We start from the raw sequence: 17,634 nt of genomic DNA on the forward strand, positions 1-17,634 counted from the left end.
TCCTGCCCTGCATCCGGCAGTTGCGCCGCCAGTTCACGCGCGGCTGCACGTTCCTTGCGTCCGCGGCGCGAACGCTTCGAACGGCTACCTTTAGCCTCTTCCTGGGCGGCGATGCGCGGTGCCTGTGGTGCCGGCTGCGCGTTCGAACGGTTACGCTCGACCTTGTTGTCGTCGCGCCGACCGTTGCTTCCTTCCTGCACGGCCGGTGCCGCTGCCACGCTGCCTTCCTGCGCCAGTACCAGATCGATCTTGCGTGCTTCGAGGTCGACCTTGGCCACCTGCACGGTCACGCGGTCGGTCAGGCCGAAGGTCTTGCCGGTACGTTCGCCGCGCAGCACGTGGCGCGCTTCGTCGTACTGGAAGTAGTCTTCGCCGAGACCGGTCACGTGGACCAGGCCTTCGACATACAGTTCATCGAGCTGGACAAAGATGCCGAAGGTGGTCACGCCGGCGACGATGCCGGTGAACGACTCGCCCAGCTTGTCCTGCATGAAATAGCACTTGAGCCAATTCTCGACGTCGCGCGAGGCTTCGTCGGCGCGGCGCTCGTTGGCCGAGCAGTGCACGCCGAGGGCGTCCCAGATGGTCAGGTCTTTCGGATCCTTGGCGGTGCCTTCGGCCTTGTCTTTCGCCGCCTGCTTGCGTCCGGCGTTCGACATGGTCGTGTTCAGCTTGGCCAGGTCGATGCCCTTCGGTTCGTACTTGCGGCCGGCCAGCACTGCCTTGATGGCGCGGTGCGTGAGCAGGTCGGGATAGCGGCGAATCGGGCTGGTGAAGTGGGCATAGGCCTCGTAGGCCAAGCCGAAGTGGCCGACGTTGTCCGGGCTGTAGACCGCTTGCTGCATCGAGCGCAGCAGCATGGTCTGCAGCAGGGACGCGTCCGGACGCTCCTTGATCTCGCGCATCAGGGCGGCATAGTCGCTCGCGGAGGGCTTGAGGCCGCCGCCCAGGTTCAGGCCGGTCATCTTGAGGAAGGTACGCAGCTGGTTCAGCTTTTCCTCGGTCGGCGTGGCGTGGATGCGGAAGGTGCCCGGATGCTTGTGGCGGATCAGCAGGTCGGCGGCGCAGACGTTCGCGGCCAGCATGCATTCCTCGATCAGGCGGTGGGCGTCGTTGCGGGTGCGCGGGATGATCTTTTCGATCTTGCCCATCGCATTGCAGACGATATAGGTTTCGGTGGTCTCGAAGTCGATCGCACCACGCTGCTGGCGCGCGGCCAGCAGCGCCTGGAACACGCCGTTCAGGTTTTGCAGGTGCGGCACGATGGCCGGACGGCGGCCGGCTTCTTCGCCTTGCGGATCGGCGAGGATGTCGGCGACCTGGTTATAGGTCAGGCGCGCGGCCGAGTGGATCACGGCCGGGTAGAACTGGTAAGCCTGCACAACACCATCACTGCTGACGACCATGTCGCAGACCAGGCTCAGGCGGTCGACCGCCGGGTTCAGCGAGCACAGGCCGTTCGACAGTTTTTCCGGCAGCATCGGAATCACGCGGCGCGGGAAATACACCGAGGTGCTGCGTTCGATGGCGTCGGCGTCGAGGCCGTCGTTCGGCTTGACGTAGTGGCTGACGTCGGCGATCGCGACCAGCAGGCGGAAACCGTCTTCACGTCCCAGCTTGATCGGCTCGCAATACACGGCGTCGTCGAAGTCGCGCGCGTCTTCGCCGTCGATCGTCACCAGCGGCACATCGCGCAGGTCGACGCGGTCCGCGAGGTCGCTGTCGACGACTTCGTTCGGCAGGCGGTTGGCCTGCTTCAGCGCGTTGGGCGAAAACACGTGCGGCACGCCGAACTTGCGCACGGCGATTTCAATTTCCATGCCGGGGTCGTCGAGTTCGCCGAGGACTTCGACGATGCGGCCGGTCGGCTTCTGGAAGCGCGCCGGCTGCTCGATCAGTTCGACGCTGACCACCTGGCCGGCCTTGGCCTTGCCGGGCGAACCGGCAACGAGCACGTCCTGGTTCATGCGCTGGTCTTCCGGCGACACGATCCAGACGCCACCTTCATTCAGGAGGCGTCCGATGATGTGGGTGTTGGCGCGCGCGACGACTTCGACGATCGTGCCTTCCAGGCGGCCGCGGCGGTCGGTGCCGCTGACTTTGGCCAGCACGCGGTCGCCATGCAGTACTTTCTGCATTTCCTTATCGTTCAGGAACAGGTCGTTGCCCGGTTCGTCCGGAATGACGAAGCCGAAGCCATCGCGGTGCGCGCTGACCTTGCCGGCGATGAAGCCGCTCCCGTCCGCCAGCGCATAGCTGCCGTTGACTTCGCTACGGATCTGGCCGTCGCGTTCCATTGCATTCAGGCGGCGCCCGAGAACTTCGGCGGCGGCGGGCTTGACGCCCAGGGTACGTGCGAGCGTGGCCGCATCGAGCGACGTACCGGCATCGCGGAACACACCGAGAATTTCCTCTCGGCTAGGAATGGTATGAGTAGGTTGCTTCAAATCGTTTTCTTGAATTCTTTTTGATGAACGCCGGAGCACCCGGCACGATGGTTGGATTGACACCTTGTCAGGCGTAGTGTAACGGAGGACCCTGGGATTCGCCTAACGAAGCGTGCTGCGGTGCGCCCCGTGGGGTGAGCTATTAAACGAGGCAAGCGGGTCTTTGACTTTTGCAAACCTTCCGCTATAATCTCGGCTCTTTCGCAACGACAGCAATGTTCGAGGGGAAGAAAAGCAGGAGCGGTAGCAGGAAGTTCTGTGCCAGAGCAGCGAAAGTTGATCTAGCGAAAAACAGGAAAGCCTGATATTGTATCAGCTTCGGTGAACGAAGACGTAGCCTGTGCTCTTGAGCGCAGGACTCATCGCCGAAATGATGTTGGCTGTAGCAGTAACAATGCCCACGTGGCGGAATTGGTAGACGCGCATGGTTCAGGTCCATGTGCCGCGAGGTGTGGGGGTTCGAGTCCCTCCGTGGGCACCAACTACTGGATGTACTCCGCAGTATCTTGTCGTACCGTTGTCGATGTAATGCTGTATTAAATGCCCACGTGGCGGAATTGGTAGACGCGCATGGTTCAGGTCCATGTGCCGCGAGGTGTGGGGGTTCGAGTCCCTCCGTGGGCACCATCTACTGGCAGTAAATCCGCAATATCTTGTTGTACCGTTGTTTGTTATACCTGGTTGTAAATGCAGGCCCACGTGGCGGAATTGGTAGACGCGCATGGTTCAGGTCCATGTGCCGCGAGGTGTGGGGGTTCGAGTCCCTCCGTGGGCACCAAAGCTTTTCTGGTCGATATGACCGGCGCAAAACGCCGCAATCCTTGCACAAGGTTTGCGGCGTTTTGCGTTGTTGCGTCCGCCCTCTCACTCCTCAACCGGACAGCCGTTGCGAAAAGCGCATCCTTGTTAAATAATGGGGTGGTTACATGGCACGTCGTCCATCGCAGTATTCATAACACCGAGGAGACATTGATGTTCACAAGTCCGGAACAATTCGCATCCGCCACCAAAACCCTGTTCGACCTGCAGATGCAGACTTTCGACATGCTGGCCAATAAAACGGTCAAGGGTCTGGAACAGGTAATGGCCCTGAACATGGCGACCGCCCGCAGCACCATGGACAAGACGCTCGCAGCCAGCCGCGACCTCTCGCAGGCACGCGACGCGCGCGCCGCCTTCGATGCCCTCTCCGCCCGCATGACGCCGGACATGGCCGGCAACGTCGAATACCGCGACCAGATGAAGGTCATCATCGAGGAAATGCAAAGCGAATTCCGCCGCGCCGCCGACGTCCACGTGGCCGAAGCGAAAAGCACGCTGTCGGCGCTGATCTACGACGTCACGCAAAACGTCAAGCCCGGTTCGGAAAACGCGGTCGAGATCATCAAGGCGGCGATCGACAATGCCTTCAAGGGCTACGAGCAGGTGACGCAAGCCACGCGCGAGGCGGTCAAGAACGTCGAGGAGCAGATCGCCAAGGCGTCGTCGCAGTTCAATCCGGGCGCGGCGCCGGCTGCACAGGCCAGTGCACAGCCGAACGACAAGCCGGCTCAGTAAGCGTCAACACGCGCAGGGCGGCAACCGCCGCCCTGCAATATTCTTTCATCCAGCCCAGCCGGATGAAAGAATATTTCAACCCTCTTCCTTCTCGATCCCCAGCAATTCCTCGACATGGGCCAGCGCGCCCGCATCTTTCACGACCGTTTTCAGCCACAGGTGCAGCGGCTGTTCGCCCCAGCTGGCCGCCTTGTCGGCCAGGTAGGCGACCGGGCTATGCGGTTCCGTCTGGCGGAAGAAATCGGCCACGGCCCGCAGCTGGCCCAGCGCCTGCGCGCGGCTGGCGATGGTGCCGGCGAATACCGGCAGGCCCGCCGCGACCGGCATCAGGGCGCCGTCCGCATGCGCGACCGGCAGCGCCATCGGTGACGCGGCCGACAGCGAAGTGGCGGCGCCCGCAGCAGGCGCGACGAAGTGCGCCAGGTTCTGCAGCGCCGTGCGCGCTGCGGTAAAACCGGGACCATCGGCGCCCAGGCGCGCATCGACCGCCTGTTCCAGCGCACCGAGGGCGGCCAGGCAGTGGTTGGCATCCTCCAGCAGCGCCGCCTGGAAGACCTTCGAGGTACGGCTGCGCGCCGCTTCGACGTTGGCAATCGCTTCGGCACCGTGGACGCGCGCCGCCTCGATGTCGCGCATCGAAAACGCCGTGCCTTCGGTCAGCGGGCATTCCGCCACCAGTTGCGGCACGCGCGCCGCGATCCAGCCGAGGTTGCCGATGCGGCGCTCGAAGCCGTCTTCGTCGGCCAGCGGATAGACGTCGTCCCAGTAGCGCTCGCACAGCCCGGCCAGCACCAGCAGCGCGTCGCCCAGGCTGCGCAGGCCGCCCGTCTTGACGCTCGCTTCGGTCAGCCAGACCGCCAGCTGCATGTCCTTGCTGCGCGTTTCCAACAGTTGCGCGCAGCGTTTGGTGACGAACTTCCAGTCCGCTTCCTTGAGTGTGGTGACCCAGGCGCCCTGCTCGATCGACGGATCGTCGGCCTTGCGCGCCTGGGCGATGGCGTCCAGTTCGGGCGAGAACGCCAGGTCCTCGCCGCACGGGGCGGCGGCGGAGACGGGAGTGAGACACTGTTCGACCTTGAACATGGGACCTCCTCAAGCGGGGTCGATCGCGTACTTGAACTTGCCGGCCCTGGTGGCGCCGACCTTGATGCGCGCGATCGATCCGCCCGCGGCCATGCTGGCCAGCACGCTGTCGGCGATCTCGGGCAGCAGGGTGCCGTTCAGGATCGTGTCGACGTTGCGCGCGCCGGAATCGACTTCGGTGCAGCGCGCCAGCACCGCATTCACCAGCGCCTCGTCGTACTCGAAGGTGGCGCCGTGATTGTCGCGCACGCGCTGGCCGATGCGGTTCAGTTTCAGGCGGATGATATTGGCCAGCACCTCGTCGGCGATCGGATAGAACGGGATGGTCACCATGCGCCCGAGGAAGGCCGGCTTGAACTGCTTCATCAGCTGCGGGCGGATGGCGTCGAGCAGCGCATCGGGCCTGGGCATCTCGGCGGGCGACTTGTTCAGGCAAGCCTGCATCATGGTCGACGATGCCGTGTTCGAAGTAAGGATGATGATCGTGTTGCGAAAGTCGATCTGGCGCCCCTCGGCATCGTCCAGCACGCCCTTGTCGAAGACCTGGAAGATCAGCATGGATTCTCCCAGATTGTTTCTAATCAGAGCAGAAACGACCATCTTAGGAGGTACGCAGTGCGCCCTACAGACGAAAATCAAGCAGCCTCGACAAGACCAAACCTGATGTCGTCGCGGCGCACCGCCGGCGAGGAAAATATTCTTGCAATGCTCGAGCGCGACTCCGCCCGCCGTCCGGGCACGCGCATGTCGGGAGTCCGCCTGGCTTCCTACGGCGCGGCGGCGGCGCTGGTCGGCATCCTTGCCGGCGGCATCGCGTGGCTCGCTTACGACAGTCACCAGACCGGGCAGGAATTGATGGCGCAACATGAGCTGGCCAATCCCGTATCGCCGGTGCTGGCCGAGGCTCCTCCGCCGCAGCTGACCTCGCCCGCGCCCGCATCACTGCCCGCGGCGGCGCCTGCCGCCGATGCGCCGCGCACGGCCGTCATCGTCGACGAGTCCGCACCGGCGCGCGACACGGCGGAGGCCAGCGCCCCGCCGCCGCTGGTCATGTTGCCGCCGCACGAACTCGAGGGCGCAAAGCCGGCGCCAACGCCCCGCGCCATGCCGGAAAGCGCACAGCCGAAAGCCGCCAAGGCCGAGGCGCCGCCCGCCACCGCTGAAAAGAAGGTGGTCAAGGCCGAAGCGCCTCAGCCCGCCGCGCGTCCAGCCGCAGAGAAAAAAGTGGCCAAAGCCGCGGCGCCGGCGGCCGCGAAAAAGGCGGACAAGGCAGCGAAGAGCGCAAGCCGCGCCGCCAGACCGACCAAGGCGCGCGCCGTCGCCACGGCAAGAGCCAAGCCCGACGCCACCCGCCAGCGCAAGGCCGCCACCAGCGGCGACACAGCGGTCGACAGCGACGTCGCCCTGATCTCGGCCATCATCCAGCACTCGGAACGGCACCGCGGCGAGCGCGACGCGGCCACCGCCTGCAAAGGTCCGCAGTGCGCGCGCAAGCCGGGCAATCCCTGATGTGGCAAAAAACCACGGCCGCGCAGTCCGGCGGCCGAAAGGTCTGGGCCTGGCCAATGCCTGCGGCTATACTGTACATAAGCACAGTTGTCGCCGCATATCATGAACAGGGTTCTGGAAAACGAGTTTTATTATCTGGATAATTTCCAGAAGGTCCTCGATTGGATCGGCGGGCGCTATGCCGACTTGCTCACCGACGAAGAGCGAACATTCATCGCCGCCTTCCCGGCGCTGTCCCAGCCGGCGCGTGCCCTGTTCGTGCGCATGGTCATGCGGAAAGGGAACCTGTTCCGCGCCAGCAAAATGAATTATGCGGAGATTGGCTGCCCGGTCGCAGCGGCGCAGCAATTGCTGCCGTCCGGCTGGATCGAGATCGATCCCGTGCTCTCGCTCGACGAACTCTTCGACCTGCTGGCCAAGCCCGAGATCGCCGAGGCTTTCCACTCCCATTTGCACCAAAAGAGTGCACGCAAGGCCGATCAGCTCGAAGCGCTGCGCGCCTCCTTTGGCGACAGCCGCGCCTTTTCGAACTGGTATGCCGGCTGCACCGACGTCGCCCTGCGCATCCTCGTAAAACCGCTGTGCGACCGCCTGCGCCTCATTTTCTTCGGCAACCTGCGCCAGGACTGGACCGAATTCGTGCTGGCCGACCTGGGCTTGTTCCGTTACGAACAGGTCGAGTTCTCCGAAGCTTCGCGCGGCTTCCGCCACCGTCGCGACATCGACCATTACCTGCACCTGCATGGCTGCAAGGATCGCTTTGCGGAAGGCCTCGAACCGATCGAGGACGTCATGGAAGAGCTGCCGATCCATGCCTTCGACAACGACTGGCTGGAGGGCAGGCGCGAGAAATTCCTGTTCCAGGTCGGCCAGCATTTCGAAAAGCAGCAGGACTGGCAGCGCGCCATCGATGTCTACACGCGCTGCGGCTATCCGGGTTCGCGCGGGCGCGCGATCCGGGTGCTGGAGAAGGCCGAACGTTATCCCGATGCCTGGCAGCTGCTGCAGGAAGCCGAGCGCGCGCCCGAGAACGACGCCGAACGCCAGCACCTGGCGCGCCTCAAGCCGCGCCTGGCGCGCAAGCTCGGCCACCCGAAGGCGATCGTGCCTCGCCCCGCCGCGCCCGTGCGCCTGGATCTCTGCCTGCCGGTTCCCTGTGACGGTCCCTGGGTCGAAGGCGCGGTGCGCGACCACCTGGGCTGCGCGGAAGCGCCGGTGTTCTATGTCGAGAACATGCTGGCGAATGCCTTGTTCGGATTGCTGTGCTGGCGCGCCATCTTCGCCGCCATTCCCGGCGCCTTTTTCCACCCGTTCCACCGCGCCCCGACCGATCTGCACAGCCTCGACTTCCATCAGCGCCGCGCCACCGAATTCGCCGATTGCCTGGCCCAGTGCGAGGACGGCCGCTACCGCGCCACCATCCTCGCGCACTTCGAGGAAAAGGCCGGCATCTCGGCGCCCTTCGTGTCCTGGGAATACCTCGATCGTCCATTGCTCGAACTGGCGCTCGACTGCATCCCGGCCGCGCACGTCAAGCGCTGGTGCGAGCGCATCCTGGCCGACGTCAAGGCCAACCGCACCGGCTTCCCCGACCTGATCCAGTTCTGGCCGCTGGAGAAGCGCTACCGCATGATCGAAGTCAAGGGGCCGGGCGACCGCCTGCAGGACAACCAGCTGCGCTGGATCGATTACTGCGCCACGCACGACATGCCGGTGGCGGTGTGCTACCTGCAGTGGGAGCAGGCTGCTTGAGCGAGAAAAGCAAGCCCACATATGTCGTGGCAGTGCGCGCGCTGTGCGAATTCACCGCCAAGCGCGGCGACCTCGACCTGCGCTTTACCCCCTCGCCCACCGCCCAGGAAGGGATCGCCGGCCACCAGGTCGTGACCGCACGCCGCGGCGACGGCTACCAGGCCGAAGTGAGCCTGGCGGGCGACTTCGGCCCGCTGCACGTGCGCGGCCGCGCCGACGGCTATGACCCGGCGCAGAACCTGCTCGATGAAATCAAGACCTACCGCGGCCAGTTGTCGACGATGCCGGACAACCACCGCCACCTGCACTGGGCCCAGCTGCGTGTCTACGGCCACCTGCTGTGCGCCGCGCGTGGCCTCGACAGCGTCAACCTGGCGCTGGTCTACTACGAGATCGGCAGCGGCCTGGAAACCGCGCTGCGCGAAATGCGCACTGCCGCCGAATTGAAAGCGATGTTCGAAGACGCCTGCGGCCGCTTCGTCGCCTGGGCCGAACAGGAACTGCGCCACCGCGAGGCGCGCGACGCGGCCTTGGCCAACCTGCGCTTCCCGCACGCGGATTTCCGCCCCGGCCAGCGCCAGCTCGCCGAAACCGTGTTCAAGGCGAACAGCACGCAGCGTTGCCTGCTGGCCCAGGCCCCGACCGGCATCGGCAAGACGATCGGCAGCCTGTTCCCGGTACTGAAAGCGGCGCCCGCCCAGCGCATCGACAAGATCTTCTTCCTGGCCGCGAAGACGCCGGGCCGCCAGCTGGCGCTGGACGCGGCGCAAGCGATCCGCAGCGCGGCGCCCCAGTTACCGCTGCGCGTGCTGGAACTGGCCGCACGCGACAAGGCCTGCGAGCATCCTGACAAAGCCTGCCATGGCGATTCCTGCCCGCTGGCCCACGGCTTCTACGACCGCCTGCCCGCCGCGCGCCAGGCCGCGCTCGGCGTGCCAGTCCTCGACCGCGCCGCGCTGCGCGAGATCGGCTTGGCGCACGATGTCTGTCCCTACTACCTGGGCAGCGAAATGGCGCGCTGGACAGACGTGGCGATCGGCGACTACAACTATTATTTCGACGGCAGCGCGATGCTGTACGCGCTGGCCCAGGCCAACGGCTGGCGCGCCAGCGTGCTGGTCGACGAAGCGCACAACATGGTGTCGCGCGCGCGTTCGATGTATTCGTGCGAACTCGATCGCACCGCCCTGCGCGCGGCCCGCACCGCCGCGCCGCCCCTGGTAAAGAAAGCGCTGTCGAAGATCGCACGCGCCTGGAGCGAGATCGACGCCACCGCGCCGCTGCCCTACCAGGTGCTGGGCGCCCCCGACGAGAAGCTGCTGACCGCGCTCACCAACGCCACCAGCACCATCAACGACTTCGTTGCCGAGCATCCCGGTCCGCTCGACGCGGCCCTGCAGCGCTTTCATTTCGATGCCATGGCCTTCGCGCGCCTGGCCGAGTCCTTCGGTGAGCATTCGCTGTGCGACCTCACCCGTGAAAGCAAAACCAAGGGCAAGGACAGCCTGCTGTGCATCCGCAACGTGGTGCCGGCGCCCTTCCTGAAGCCGCGCTTCGAGGGCGCGCATTCGGTCACGCTGTTCTCGGCCACGCTCAGCCCCTGGCATTATTTCGCCGACCTGCTCGGCATGCCCGCCACTACCGGCTGGGTCGACGTCGAGTCGCCCTTCACGGCAGGCCAGCTGGCCGTGCATGTGGCGAATCGCATCTCGACCCGCTACCAGCACCGCAGCGCCTCGCTGGCGCCGATCGCGCGCCTGATGGGCGAGCAATACGCGCGGGCGCCCGGCAACTACCTGGCCTTTTTCAGCAGCTTCGATTACCTGGAACAGGCCGCCAGCCTGTTCGCGCAGCAGTATCCCGACGTGCCGATCTGGCGCCAGGAACGCCGCATGAGCGAAGGCGAACGCGCCGCCTTTCTGGAGCGTTTCCAGCCCGATGGCCGCGGCATCGGTTTTGCGGTACTGGGCGGCTCCTTTGGCGAAGGCATCGACCTGCCCGGCGCACGTCTGATCGGCGCCTTCGTCGCCACCCTCGGCCTGCCGCAACTGAACCCGGTCAACGAACAGCTGCGCACGCGCATGCAGGCGATGTTCGGCGCCGGTTACGACTACACGTATCTGTATCCCGGCCTGCAAAAGGTGGTGCAGGCGGCCGGGCGCGTGATCCGCACCGAGCAGGACCTGGGCGTGGTCTACCTGATCGACGACCGCTTCGACCAGCCTGCGGTGCGCGAGCTGCTGCCGCGCTGGTGGCAGGTCGAACGCCTGCAAGCATGAACCCGTGCATAATCAGCGCATGAGGTCTTTCAGCTTCTGGTAGCCGCTGCGGCTGACCGGCACGCGCCGGCCGTCGCGCAGCACCGCGCACCAGCTGTCCTTGGTCGGCGCCTCGATGCGCGCGATGGCGCCGACATTGACGATGTAGGAGCGGTGCACGCGCACGAACAGCGCCGGATCGAGTCCCTGTTCGAGTTCGGCCATGCGCCCGTTCTTCAGGTAGGGGCGCCCGCCGGCGCTGATCTGCACGTAGTCGTCCTGGGCTTCGATCCAGTCGATCTGCGCGGTCGGCACCACGTGCACGCGCGCGCCGTCGCGAATCAGGATGCGCTCGAGCGGGCCGTTGCGGCGCGCCGCTTCCAGCGCCACCGCTTCGACCTGCTCCGGCGCCATGGCGCGCACCGCGACGCTGTCGAGCGCCTGCGCCAGCCGTTCGCGGCTGAAGGGTTTGAGCAGGTAGTCGATCGCGCGCACTTCGAAGGCCTTTAATGCGAACTGGTCGTAGGCGGTCACGAACACGTAGCGGGTACGGGCGCCGGCCAGTTCGACCACTTCGAGGCCATCGAGTTTCGGCATCTGGATGTCGAGGAAGACCAGGTCCGGCTGCAGTTCGCCGATCGCCTTGACCGCCTCGAAGCCGTTCGCGCATTCGGCCACGATCTCGATGCCGGGGAAGCTCGCCAGGTATTCGCGCAGCACTGCGCGCGCCAGGAATTCGTCGTCGACGATGATGACACGCATGGAGTCAAGCCTCCTTCAGGGACGGGGTTTCGACCGGCAGCGCGATGTCGACCCGGAAGCGCGCATCCAGGCGCGTCCAGTGCACGCTCGCCTCGTGGGCATAGGTCGCCAGCAGGCGCTGGCGCACGTTGGCGAGGCCGATGCCGCAGCCGGCGGCCGCCGACGAGACAGGCTGCAATGCGTCGTCCTCGTCGGCGTCGTTCTCGACGCGGATGCGCAACAGCGACCCGGCGCATTCGGCATCGATCCGTACCAGCCCGCCATCGAGGCGGTTGCCGATGCCGTGCTTGACGGCGTTTTCGACCAGCGGCTGCAGCAGCATCGGCGGCAGCAGGCACTGCCCCGCCCCGGCGCCGATCGCGTGTTCGAAGCGCAGGCGCGCGCCGAAGCGGACCTGTTCGATCGCCAGGAAGTCGCGCACCAATGCGATCTCTTCGTCGAGCGGCACCTTGCGCTGGGCATCCATGCCGAGGCTGCGGCGCAGGAAGCTCGATAGCTGCAAGGTCATGCCGCGCGCGCCTTGCGGGTCGATCGAGGTCAGCGCGCTGATCGAGTTCAGGCTGTTGAACAGGAAGTGCGGATCGATCTGGGTGCGCAGCATGCGCAGCTCGGCTTCCTGCGCCGCCAGCTTCATCTCCAGTTCGCGCCGTTCCAGGCTGCGCGCACGTTCGAATTCCAGCGCCAGGTAATGCGCTACCGCGCTCAAGCCGTACAGGATCACGCCCAGCCCGAACATCAGGGCGGCGAAGGCCCGCGTCATCCGCGGCAGGCCGGGCACCAGTGGGCGCAGGGCTTCGGCGAAGCCGCTGCCGGCAGCAGTCCAGAGCGCCCCGGCGCATATCGCGGTGCAGGTGAACACGCCCAGCACCGAGAGCAGCGGCCGGCTGGCGAGCGGATAGGCGCGGCACAGGTAGTAGGCAGAAAACCCGCTGGCGCAGCCGTAGACCAGCGACAGCGGGACCGCGAACAGCAGGCTTGCGCTCCAGGGCGCATCGCCGGCGGCGATCATCAGGCCGGCGAGCAGCACTCCGAGCAGGGCCCAGGCAGCGAGATAGAGCGCGGTGCCGCGGCGGGAGCCGAACGCGCCATGCATCATCGCTTGTGCACCATCAGTTACGCACCTCGACGCCGCCCATGATCGCGTAGCCGCGCACCACCAGGCGCTTGCTGTTGTCGGGCGGCGCCACCGTCTTCTCGTCGAAGCCGCCCATGATCGGCGTGCCTTGCAGGACGACGGTCCAGTCGGGCGGCACCTTCAGGGTCACGCCACCCCAGAACGCGAACACGTGCAGCACCGCTTCGCCCGTCATCGACGCACCGCGCATGTCGAGCGCGCAGCCACCCATCACAGCCGTCACTTCGCCGCCGCGGAAGTCCTGGGTATGCACGCGGCGCTCGAAGCCGCCCAGTACCGCCGTTACATCGACGGTGTGCATTTCGGCGTCGGGCGCGTCCTGCATCTTGTCCTTATCTCCCACGACGACCATGCCGAAGCGCGCCGTGCGCTGGCCGGTCATGGCGCGGTAGACCACCAGCGCGCCCACCGCGATCAGCACCAGCGGCCAAACCGCGCGCCACGAAAAATAGATGATGCCGAGGCGGTGCAGGATCATGGTGACGCCGATGCCGATGCCGGCCAGGCCGACCAGGTAACCGTTCGGCGAGGTGGTATCGAGCAGCTTGGCCACGCCGGCAAAGATGAAGACCAGCGGCCAGAACGCCAGCGCGTCGTGGATGTCGATGATATCGAGGTTATCGAGCAGGAACAGCAGGCCGATGGCAATCACCAGCACGCCCATCAATACCTGGCTGGTGGCGCCGCGGTCGGCACGGTCGGCGCGGCGCGCGGCCCGGCGTGCCTGGCGCGCGGCGCGCCGGTCTTCCATAGTTTCCTTAAGCATGGTCCTTCTCCTTCGACTGCGAGAAGCGGCGGTTGAAGACCGGGGTCAGCACCATCAGCACGCCCCACACCAGCAGGAATAGCGGCCAGCTGTTGCGGAAGGTCAGGCCGAACAAACCCTCGAACACAGCGAACAGCCACAGGCCGGTGAAGATTGTCCACAAGCCATTGCGGAACTGGCGCGCGGTCGGATAGCCGATGGTCTGGTTGATGCCGACCACGACGAGCAGCAGCGGCCAGTAATGCCACAGCGTCTCCGCATCGACGATGTACATGCGGTCGAGCAGGAAGATGATGCCGACCACGATCAGGACCAGGCCCCACATCATCTGCTTGCGCGTCGTATAGTTGTTGTCGCTACCCATGTCGCCCTCCGTGTTGTGATGTATACACGATAGCGGGAAGCGCAGCACAGGAAAAGCGCCTTTCGGCGAATGGCGGCGTAGGGTCGGCGAACGGCGAAGGAATCGGTGAATGCCTCCGATGGCGCCGGCGAGGGACGAAAAAAAGCCCGCCACGTTGCCGGGCGGGCTTTTTTGCTATTGGGGAGCGATCAGGCGGCCGCTGCGGCGATGGCCGGCTGGTTCTGGTTGCGGACCTGGTTGCGGTACTTGGCGCGGGCGGTGGCTTGCTTGACGGCCTCGCGTGCGATGTTGGTGCGGCGGATGTCGAGGCGCTCTTCGCGGCCGCGGTGCTGGGCTTCGTGTTTGTTACCGATACGCTTGGTCATGTGCTTCTCCTCTGTGAAAACAATTTATCCGAAAACGACTGCCCGCTGCGCCTGGCGGCCGGTGTCGTCCGCCTCCGCCTCCACCATCCCCCACCCCAGCTGGCGCCGGATTTCCTCGGGCGTCGGCGGCGGCTGTGAGTCGCGCGTCCGGCGGGCGAGGTATTCGCGCACCAGGTGCTTCGGTGGATTCTTGGTCGTCGCAGACATCGGGCCTCCGCTTCCGGTTATATATTCGTCGCCGCCACTGGCGCCGACCGGTATTCTGGTGCCGATCCTCGAGGCGACCGGCTAACCTGTTGAGATATTTGGGGCCTGCAGAACGGATTCGCTGGCGCCTCACTCACACGGCTTCATCATAGCCCTGCGGCCGGCAGCGCACCGTTAGGTGGCGCACACTGGCGGTAAGGATGAGCTGCCGGGAAGGCGCGTTCTACTGTAGGACTGGGCATACACGACGATAAAAAAGGGGAGCCGAGGCTCCCCTTCCCGTTCATAAACGACGTTCGATCAGAACTTGTACTTCAGGTTCAGGTAGAACTGGCGGCCGCTGACGTCCAGTTTCTGCTGCTCTTCTTCGCTGTAGCGATAGTAGGCGCGCTTGACGTTGGTCAGGTTGGTCGCGTCGAACGACAGGATCAGGTTCGGCGAGATGTTGTAGCTGGCGTTAAAGGCGAGCGTCGTCACCGGCGCCGCCATCGTCGGCGCCGCGAACATCAGGATGCCGGCCACCGGCGCCTTGTTGTTGGTCGAGTTCGGCGTCGGCGCGGTCGTGGTATTCACGTATTCGCTGCGGTAGTTCGCTACCAGGCGTGCCGAGACGCGGTCGTTCTCGAAGTAGGTGCCAAGGTTGGCGGCGTACTCCGAGGCGCCCGTCATCGGACGGCCGTCGTCGACCTTCGTCTTGGCGCGGCTGACGTTCGAGGTGAAGCCGAACGGCGTGTTGCCGAACGGCTGCTCGTACGACAGTTCGATGCCGGCGATGCGCGCACCCTGCTGGGTGGACGTGTTGACGGCGAACGTGCGCAGGGTGCTGTCGAGCGGGTAGACCAGTTCGACGCTGTCGCCGCCGGCCGAACCGGTCTTCGGATAACCGGCGATCTTCGAATAGAACACGTTCACGGCCACCAGCGAGCGGCGCGCGAAGTACCAGGCCCACGAGGCGTCGACGTTCTTCGCCGTCATCGGTCCCAGGTTCGGGTTCGGACCGTTCACGGTGCAGCCGCTGACCAGGCAGTTGGCGCCGGTGTAACCCGCGCCCAGCAGGTTGTAGTTCTGGCGGCCCAGGGTCTTGCTGGCGCCGAAGCGGACGATCATGTCCTTGTCCATCTCGTAGCGCAGGTTCAGGCTCGGCAGGAAGTCGTCGAAGGTCTGGTCGGTCGGGCGCTTGTAATAGACGACGCCGGCGAGCGGGTTGAACGTGGTGTCGTCATAGAACTGCACGCCTTCGCCCACGGTCGTCAGCGCGGTCGGATAGGCCGGGCATGGAATGGCCGGCTGGTTCGGCGCCGAACGGGCACAGGCGCCGGTCGGCAGCGGGATCGGAACCTGGGCATTGACGCGGGTACGCACGAAGCGCAGGCCGACGTTGCCGGACCAGCGGTCCGCTTCCAGGTTCGCCATCACGTACGCGGCGCTCTGGCGCTCACGCATGTCGAGTTCGGTGGCGGCGCGGCGTTCCCAGTCGGCCGAGGTCGCCTTCGAGTTGGCGGTGAAATAGGCCTTGAGCGCTTCCGGGGTCAGGGTCCAGCTGGTGTTGTCCCAGCCGGCCGGGCCGTCCAGGTCGGCGCCGAAGTCCGACGGATAGGCGATGAAGCTGCCGGCGTCGGTCGGCGCATTCACGTTCAGGTTGGAACTGCGCAGCTGCGGGAAGCGGCGCGCGCTCTCGCGCCGATGGTCGGCATAGCGCACGCCGGCTTCCAGCGACTGGAACACGCCCTTCTCGAGGCGGTATTCGGCGTCGAACTGCAGGCTGTTTTCCTTGTCGGTGGTCTTCACGCCCGACGCCGCGCGGCCGGTCAGGCGGTAGCCGCTGCCGTCGGCATTCATGCCCGGTACGTTCGGGCCGGTGCCGAAGTACTGGACGAAGGGCGCATCGCGCAGGCTGCCCAGCGCGTACGACACGCCGGTGCCGTAGCGGGTGTAGGTCAGGCCCTGGTCGAGGCCGGTCTTGCCGACGCCCTTGGTGGTCGAGAACAGGGTCTTGACGGTCAGGTCCTGATTGACGCGGTACTTGGCGTCGAAGTCGAGGAAGGCGCTGCTCGATTCGGCGCCGTCGCGGTAGGCGCCTTCGGTTTCGCCGATATATTGCGGCGTGGTGCCCGGTGCATACATGATGTCGGCGCTTTTCAGCACGCGTAGCTGGTCGCCGTAGAGCGTCGTTTCGTTGACGATCACCGGATTCTTGATCTGCGCATAGACGCGCTGGCCGTTCGACGAGGTCGGTGCGGTGCCGCCGGTCGGGCCGTTTTCGCCGCGCAGCATGCTGAACATGGCCCCGGCGTTCAGGCGGCCGAAGTTGTTCGCCTTCATGCCCGAGTGGAAGCCCGTCATCGTCATGTCGAGGTCGCTGTTCGGCTTGTACTGCAGCGAGAACATGCCGCCCTTGCGGTCGCGCACGCTTTCCACGAATTCGGTACTCATCGAGCCCGGAATGCGCACGCCGTTCAGGTCGGCGGCCTTGTAGCCGGTGCCGGCCAGCGAGGCGTCGGTGATGCCCAGCATGCGCGAGGTATCGATCACGTCCCAGCCGCTGCCGCCCGCGTAGGCGAAGCGCGAGACGGAATCGCGGCGCACGTAGCGCTTTTCGGCGAAGCCCTGAACGATGAAGCCGAAGGTGCCGGCTTCGTTCTTCCAGTTGAAGGTAGCATTCAAGTCGGGACCGGTCTTGCCCGGCAGCTCGGCGTAGCTGGCGCCGGCGCTGATGAGGCCGCCGAAGCGCTCTCGCTGCTGCAGCGGCTTGCGGGTGGTCACGTTGATGGTGCCGGCCAGGCCGCCGTCGACGATGTTGGCCTGCGAAGTCTTGTAGACCAGTGCCTGGTTCAGCACGTGCGACGGCATCAGCGATAGGCTGGTCGAGCGGCTGCTGGAGAGCTGGTCGGCAACGTACCAGTCGCCGCCGGAGACGGTGTGGCCATTGAAGATGATCAGGGTCATGTCGGCATTGGTACCGCGCATCGACACTTTTTCCGCTTCGTCGTAGTCGGTACGTACGGCCACGCCGGCGAGGCGCTGGAGGGAGTCGGCCAGGTTCTTGTCCGGCATCTTGCCCACGTCTTCCGCTGTGATGACCTCGACGTTCGCCGTCGCGTTCTTCTTGACGTTGAGCGACTTGGCCATCGAGGCGCGGATACCGCTCACCTCGACGGTCTGCATCGGGGCTTCGGCATCCGTCGTCTGGGCCATGGCCGGCAAGGCGGTCAGGCTCCACAGCGCCATCGAAACGGCAGCTGCCAGCGGCTTCTGTTTGAACATTCTTCTCTCTCCTGGATATAAGTATGGTGTGATGCAGGCGCAGGCGGTCCCTGCCATATTGATAGTATTAGCTATAAGTAAATAACTGGAAAATTACTTGTAAGCCTTGAGCCATAACTTGAAGGAATGTTTGACCTTCGCAACACTCAAGTTATAGGTGGACGA

The 17,634-nt window shown here is 65.2% G+C and carries 12 protein-coding genes, 3 tRNA genes and 2 pseudogenes; 7 read left to right on the plus strand and 10 right to left on the minus strand.

Going from position 1 to position 17,634, the window contains the following annotated elements; translation table 11 throughout:
• Positions 1–229: 229 nt before the first annotated feature.
• A pseudogene (gene rnr, locus AC56LG_RS21520) lies at positions 230–2,447 on the minus strand (ribonuclease R); the annotation flags it as partial.
• A 396-nt stretch (positions 2,448–2,843) separates the two neighbouring features.
• Here rnr and AC56LG_RS21525 point away from each other — a divergent pair.
• From AC56LG_RS21525 to AC56LG_RS21540, 4 genes are all read left to right on the plus strand, one after another.
• Positions 2,844–2,928, plus strand: a tRNA-Leu gene (locus AC56LG_RS21525).
• 61 nt (positions 2,929–2,989) lie between these two features.
• A tRNA-Leu gene (locus AC56LG_RS21530) sits at positions 2,990–3,074 on the plus strand.
• 66 nt (positions 3,075–3,140) lie between these two features.
• Positions 3,141–3,225 (plus strand) — tRNA-Leu (locus AC56LG_RS21535).
• A 194-nt stretch (positions 3,226–3,419) separates the two neighbouring features.
• Positions 3,420–4,004 (plus strand): phasin family protein, encoded by a 585-nt coding sequence (locus AC56LG_RS21540; protein ID WP_497168075.1) that lies wholly within the window; start codon positions 3,420–3,422, stop codon positions 4,002–4,004.
• Between the two features lie 75 nt (positions 4,005–4,079).
• On the opposite strand, the gene tssA is transcribed toward AC56LG_RS21540, so the two are convergent.
• Together tssA and AC56LG_RS21550 are read right to left on the minus strand one after the other, a co-directional pair.
• Entirely contained in the window at positions 4,080–5,087 is a 1,008-nt protein-coding gene (gene tssA, locus AC56LG_RS21545; protein WP_497168076.1) for a type VI secretion system protein TssA, read from the minus strand.
• Positions 5,088–5,096: 9 nt separating this feature from the next.
• A pseudogene (locus AC56LG_RS21550) lies at positions 5,097–5,642 on the minus strand (AAA family ATPase); the annotation flags it as partial.
• A gap of 150 nt (positions 5,643–5,792) precedes the next feature.
• On the opposite strand from AC56LG_RS21550, the gene AC56LG_RS21555 reads away from it, so the two are divergent.
• The 3 genes from AC56LG_RS21555 (at position 5,793) to AC56LG_RS21565 (ending at position 10,627) form a co-directional block, all read left to right on the plus strand.
• The gene (locus AC56LG_RS21555) at positions 5,793–6,596 is read left to right on the plus strand and encodes a hypothetical protein (protein WP_497168077.1); all 804 of its coding nucleotides are present in this window, start codon (positions 5,793–5,795) and stop codon (positions 6,594–6,596) included.
• Positions 6,597–6,698: 102 nt separating this feature from the next.
• Positions 6,699–8,348 (plus strand): VRR-NUC domain-containing protein, encoded by a 1,650-nt coding sequence (locus AC56LG_RS21560; RefSeq protein WP_497168078.1) that lies wholly within the window; start codon positions 6,699–6,701, stop codon positions 8,346–8,348.
• On the plus strand, positions 8,345–10,627 hold the full coding sequence (locus tag AC56LG_RS21565) for an ATP-dependent DNA helicase (protein WP_497168079.1): 2,283 nt from the start codon (positions 8,345–8,347) through the stop codon (positions 10,625–10,627). The genes AC56LG_RS21560 and AC56LG_RS21565 overlap by 4 nt, the downstream gene beginning before the upstream one ends.
• A gap of 12 nt (positions 10,628–10,639) precedes the next feature.
• Here AC56LG_RS21565 and AC56LG_RS21570 read toward each other — a convergent pair whose 3' ends face one another.
• The 7 genes from AC56LG_RS21570 to AC56LG_RS21600 all read right to left on the minus strand — a co-directional run bounded on the left by AC56LG_RS21570 (position 10,640) and on the right by AC56LG_RS21600 (position 17,469).
• Positions 10,640–11,368, minus strand: a complete 729-nt coding sequence (locus AC56LG_RS21570) for a LytR/AlgR family response regulator transcription factor (protein WP_497168080.1) — start codon at positions 11,366–11,368, stop codon at positions 10,640–10,642.
• Positions 11,369–11,372: 4 nt separating this feature from the next.
• On the minus strand, positions 11,373–12,464 hold the full coding sequence (locus AC56LG_RS21575) for a sensor histidine kinase (RefSeq protein WP_497168081.1): 1,092 nt from the start codon (positions 12,462–12,464) through the stop codon (positions 11,373–11,375).
• A gap of 13 nt (positions 12,465–12,477) precedes the next feature.
• Entirely contained in the window at positions 12,478–13,269 is a 792-nt protein-coding gene (locus AC56LG_RS21580; RefSeq protein ID WP_497168082.1) for a LiaI-LiaF-like domain-containing protein, read from the minus strand.
• Positions 13,262–13,633, minus strand: coding sequence for a LiaF transmembrane domain-containing protein (locus AC56LG_RS21585; protein ID WP_497168083.1), 372 nt, complete (start codon positions 13,631–13,633; stop codon positions 13,262–13,264). Before AC56LG_RS21585 ends, AC56LG_RS21580 begins: the two co-directional genes overlap by 8 nt.
• Before the next feature lie 188 nt (positions 13,634–13,821).
• Positions 13,822–13,998 (minus strand): hypothetical protein, encoded by a 177-nt coding sequence (locus tag AC56LG_RS21590; RefSeq protein ID WP_497168084.1) that lies wholly within the window; start codon positions 13,996–13,998, stop codon positions 13,822–13,824.
• Between the two features lie 24 nt (positions 13,999–14,022).
• Positions 14,023–14,205, minus strand: a complete 183-nt coding sequence (locus AC56LG_RS21595; RefSeq protein ID WP_497168085.1) for a hypothetical protein — start codon at positions 14,203–14,205, stop codon at positions 14,023–14,025.
• A gap of 300 nt (positions 14,206–14,505) precedes the next feature.
• A complete protein-coding gene (locus AC56LG_RS21600; protein ID WP_497168086.1) occupies positions 14,506–17,469 on the minus strand; it encodes a TonB-dependent receptor in 2,964 nt (987 codons plus the stop codon).
• Positions 17,470–17,634: the final 165 nt, after the last annotated feature.

This window comes from Telluria sp. ZB2R32, from assembly GCF_059685715.1.

Bases quoted from the DNA above. Each gene is read 5' to 3' on its own strand.
- AC56LG_RS21580 (WP_497168082.1), bottom strand. From the start codon at position 13,269: ATGCTTAAGGAAACTATGGAAGACCGGCGCGCCGCGCGCCAGGCACGC.
- AC56LG_RS21590 (WP_497168084.1), bottom strand. From the start codon at position 13,998: ATGACCAAGCGTATCGGTAACAAACACGAAGCCCAGCACCGCGGCCGC.
- AC56LG_RS21595 (WP_497168085.1), bottom strand. From the start codon at position 14,205: ATGTCTGCGACGACCAAGAATCCACCGAAGCACCTGGTGCGCGAATAC.
- AC56LG_RS21575 (WP_497168081.1), bottom strand. From the start codon at position 12,464: ATGATGCATGGCGCGTTCGGCTCCCGCCGCGGCACCGCGCTCTATCTC.
- AC56LG_RS21570 (WP_497168080.1), bottom strand. From the start codon at position 11,368: ATGCGTGTCATCATCGTCGACGACGAATTCCTGGCGCGCGCAGTGCTG.
- AC56LG_RS21560 (WP_497168078.1), top strand. From the start codon at position 6,699: ATGAACAGGGTTCTGGAAAACGAGTTTTATTATCTGGATAATTTCCAG.
- AC56LG_RS21600 (WP_497168086.1), bottom strand. From the start codon at position 17,469: ATGTTCAAACAGAAGCCGCTGGCAGCTGCCGTTTCGATGGCGCTGTGG.
- AC56LG_RS21585 (WP_497168083.1), bottom strand. From the start codon at position 13,633: ATGGGTAGCGACAACAACTATACGACGCGCAAGCAGATGATGTGGGGC.
- tssA (WP_497168076.1), bottom strand. From the start codon at position 5,087: ATGTTCAAGGTCGAACAGTGTCTCACTCCCGTCTCCGCCGCCGCCCCG.
- AC56LG_RS21555 (WP_497168077.1), top strand. From the start codon at position 5,793: ATGCTCGAGCGCGACTCCGCCCGCCGTCCGGGCACGCGCATGTCGGGA.
- AC56LG_RS21540 (WP_497168075.1), top strand. From the start codon at position 3,420: ATGTTCACAAGTCCGGAACAATTCGCATCCGCCACCAAAACCCTGTTC.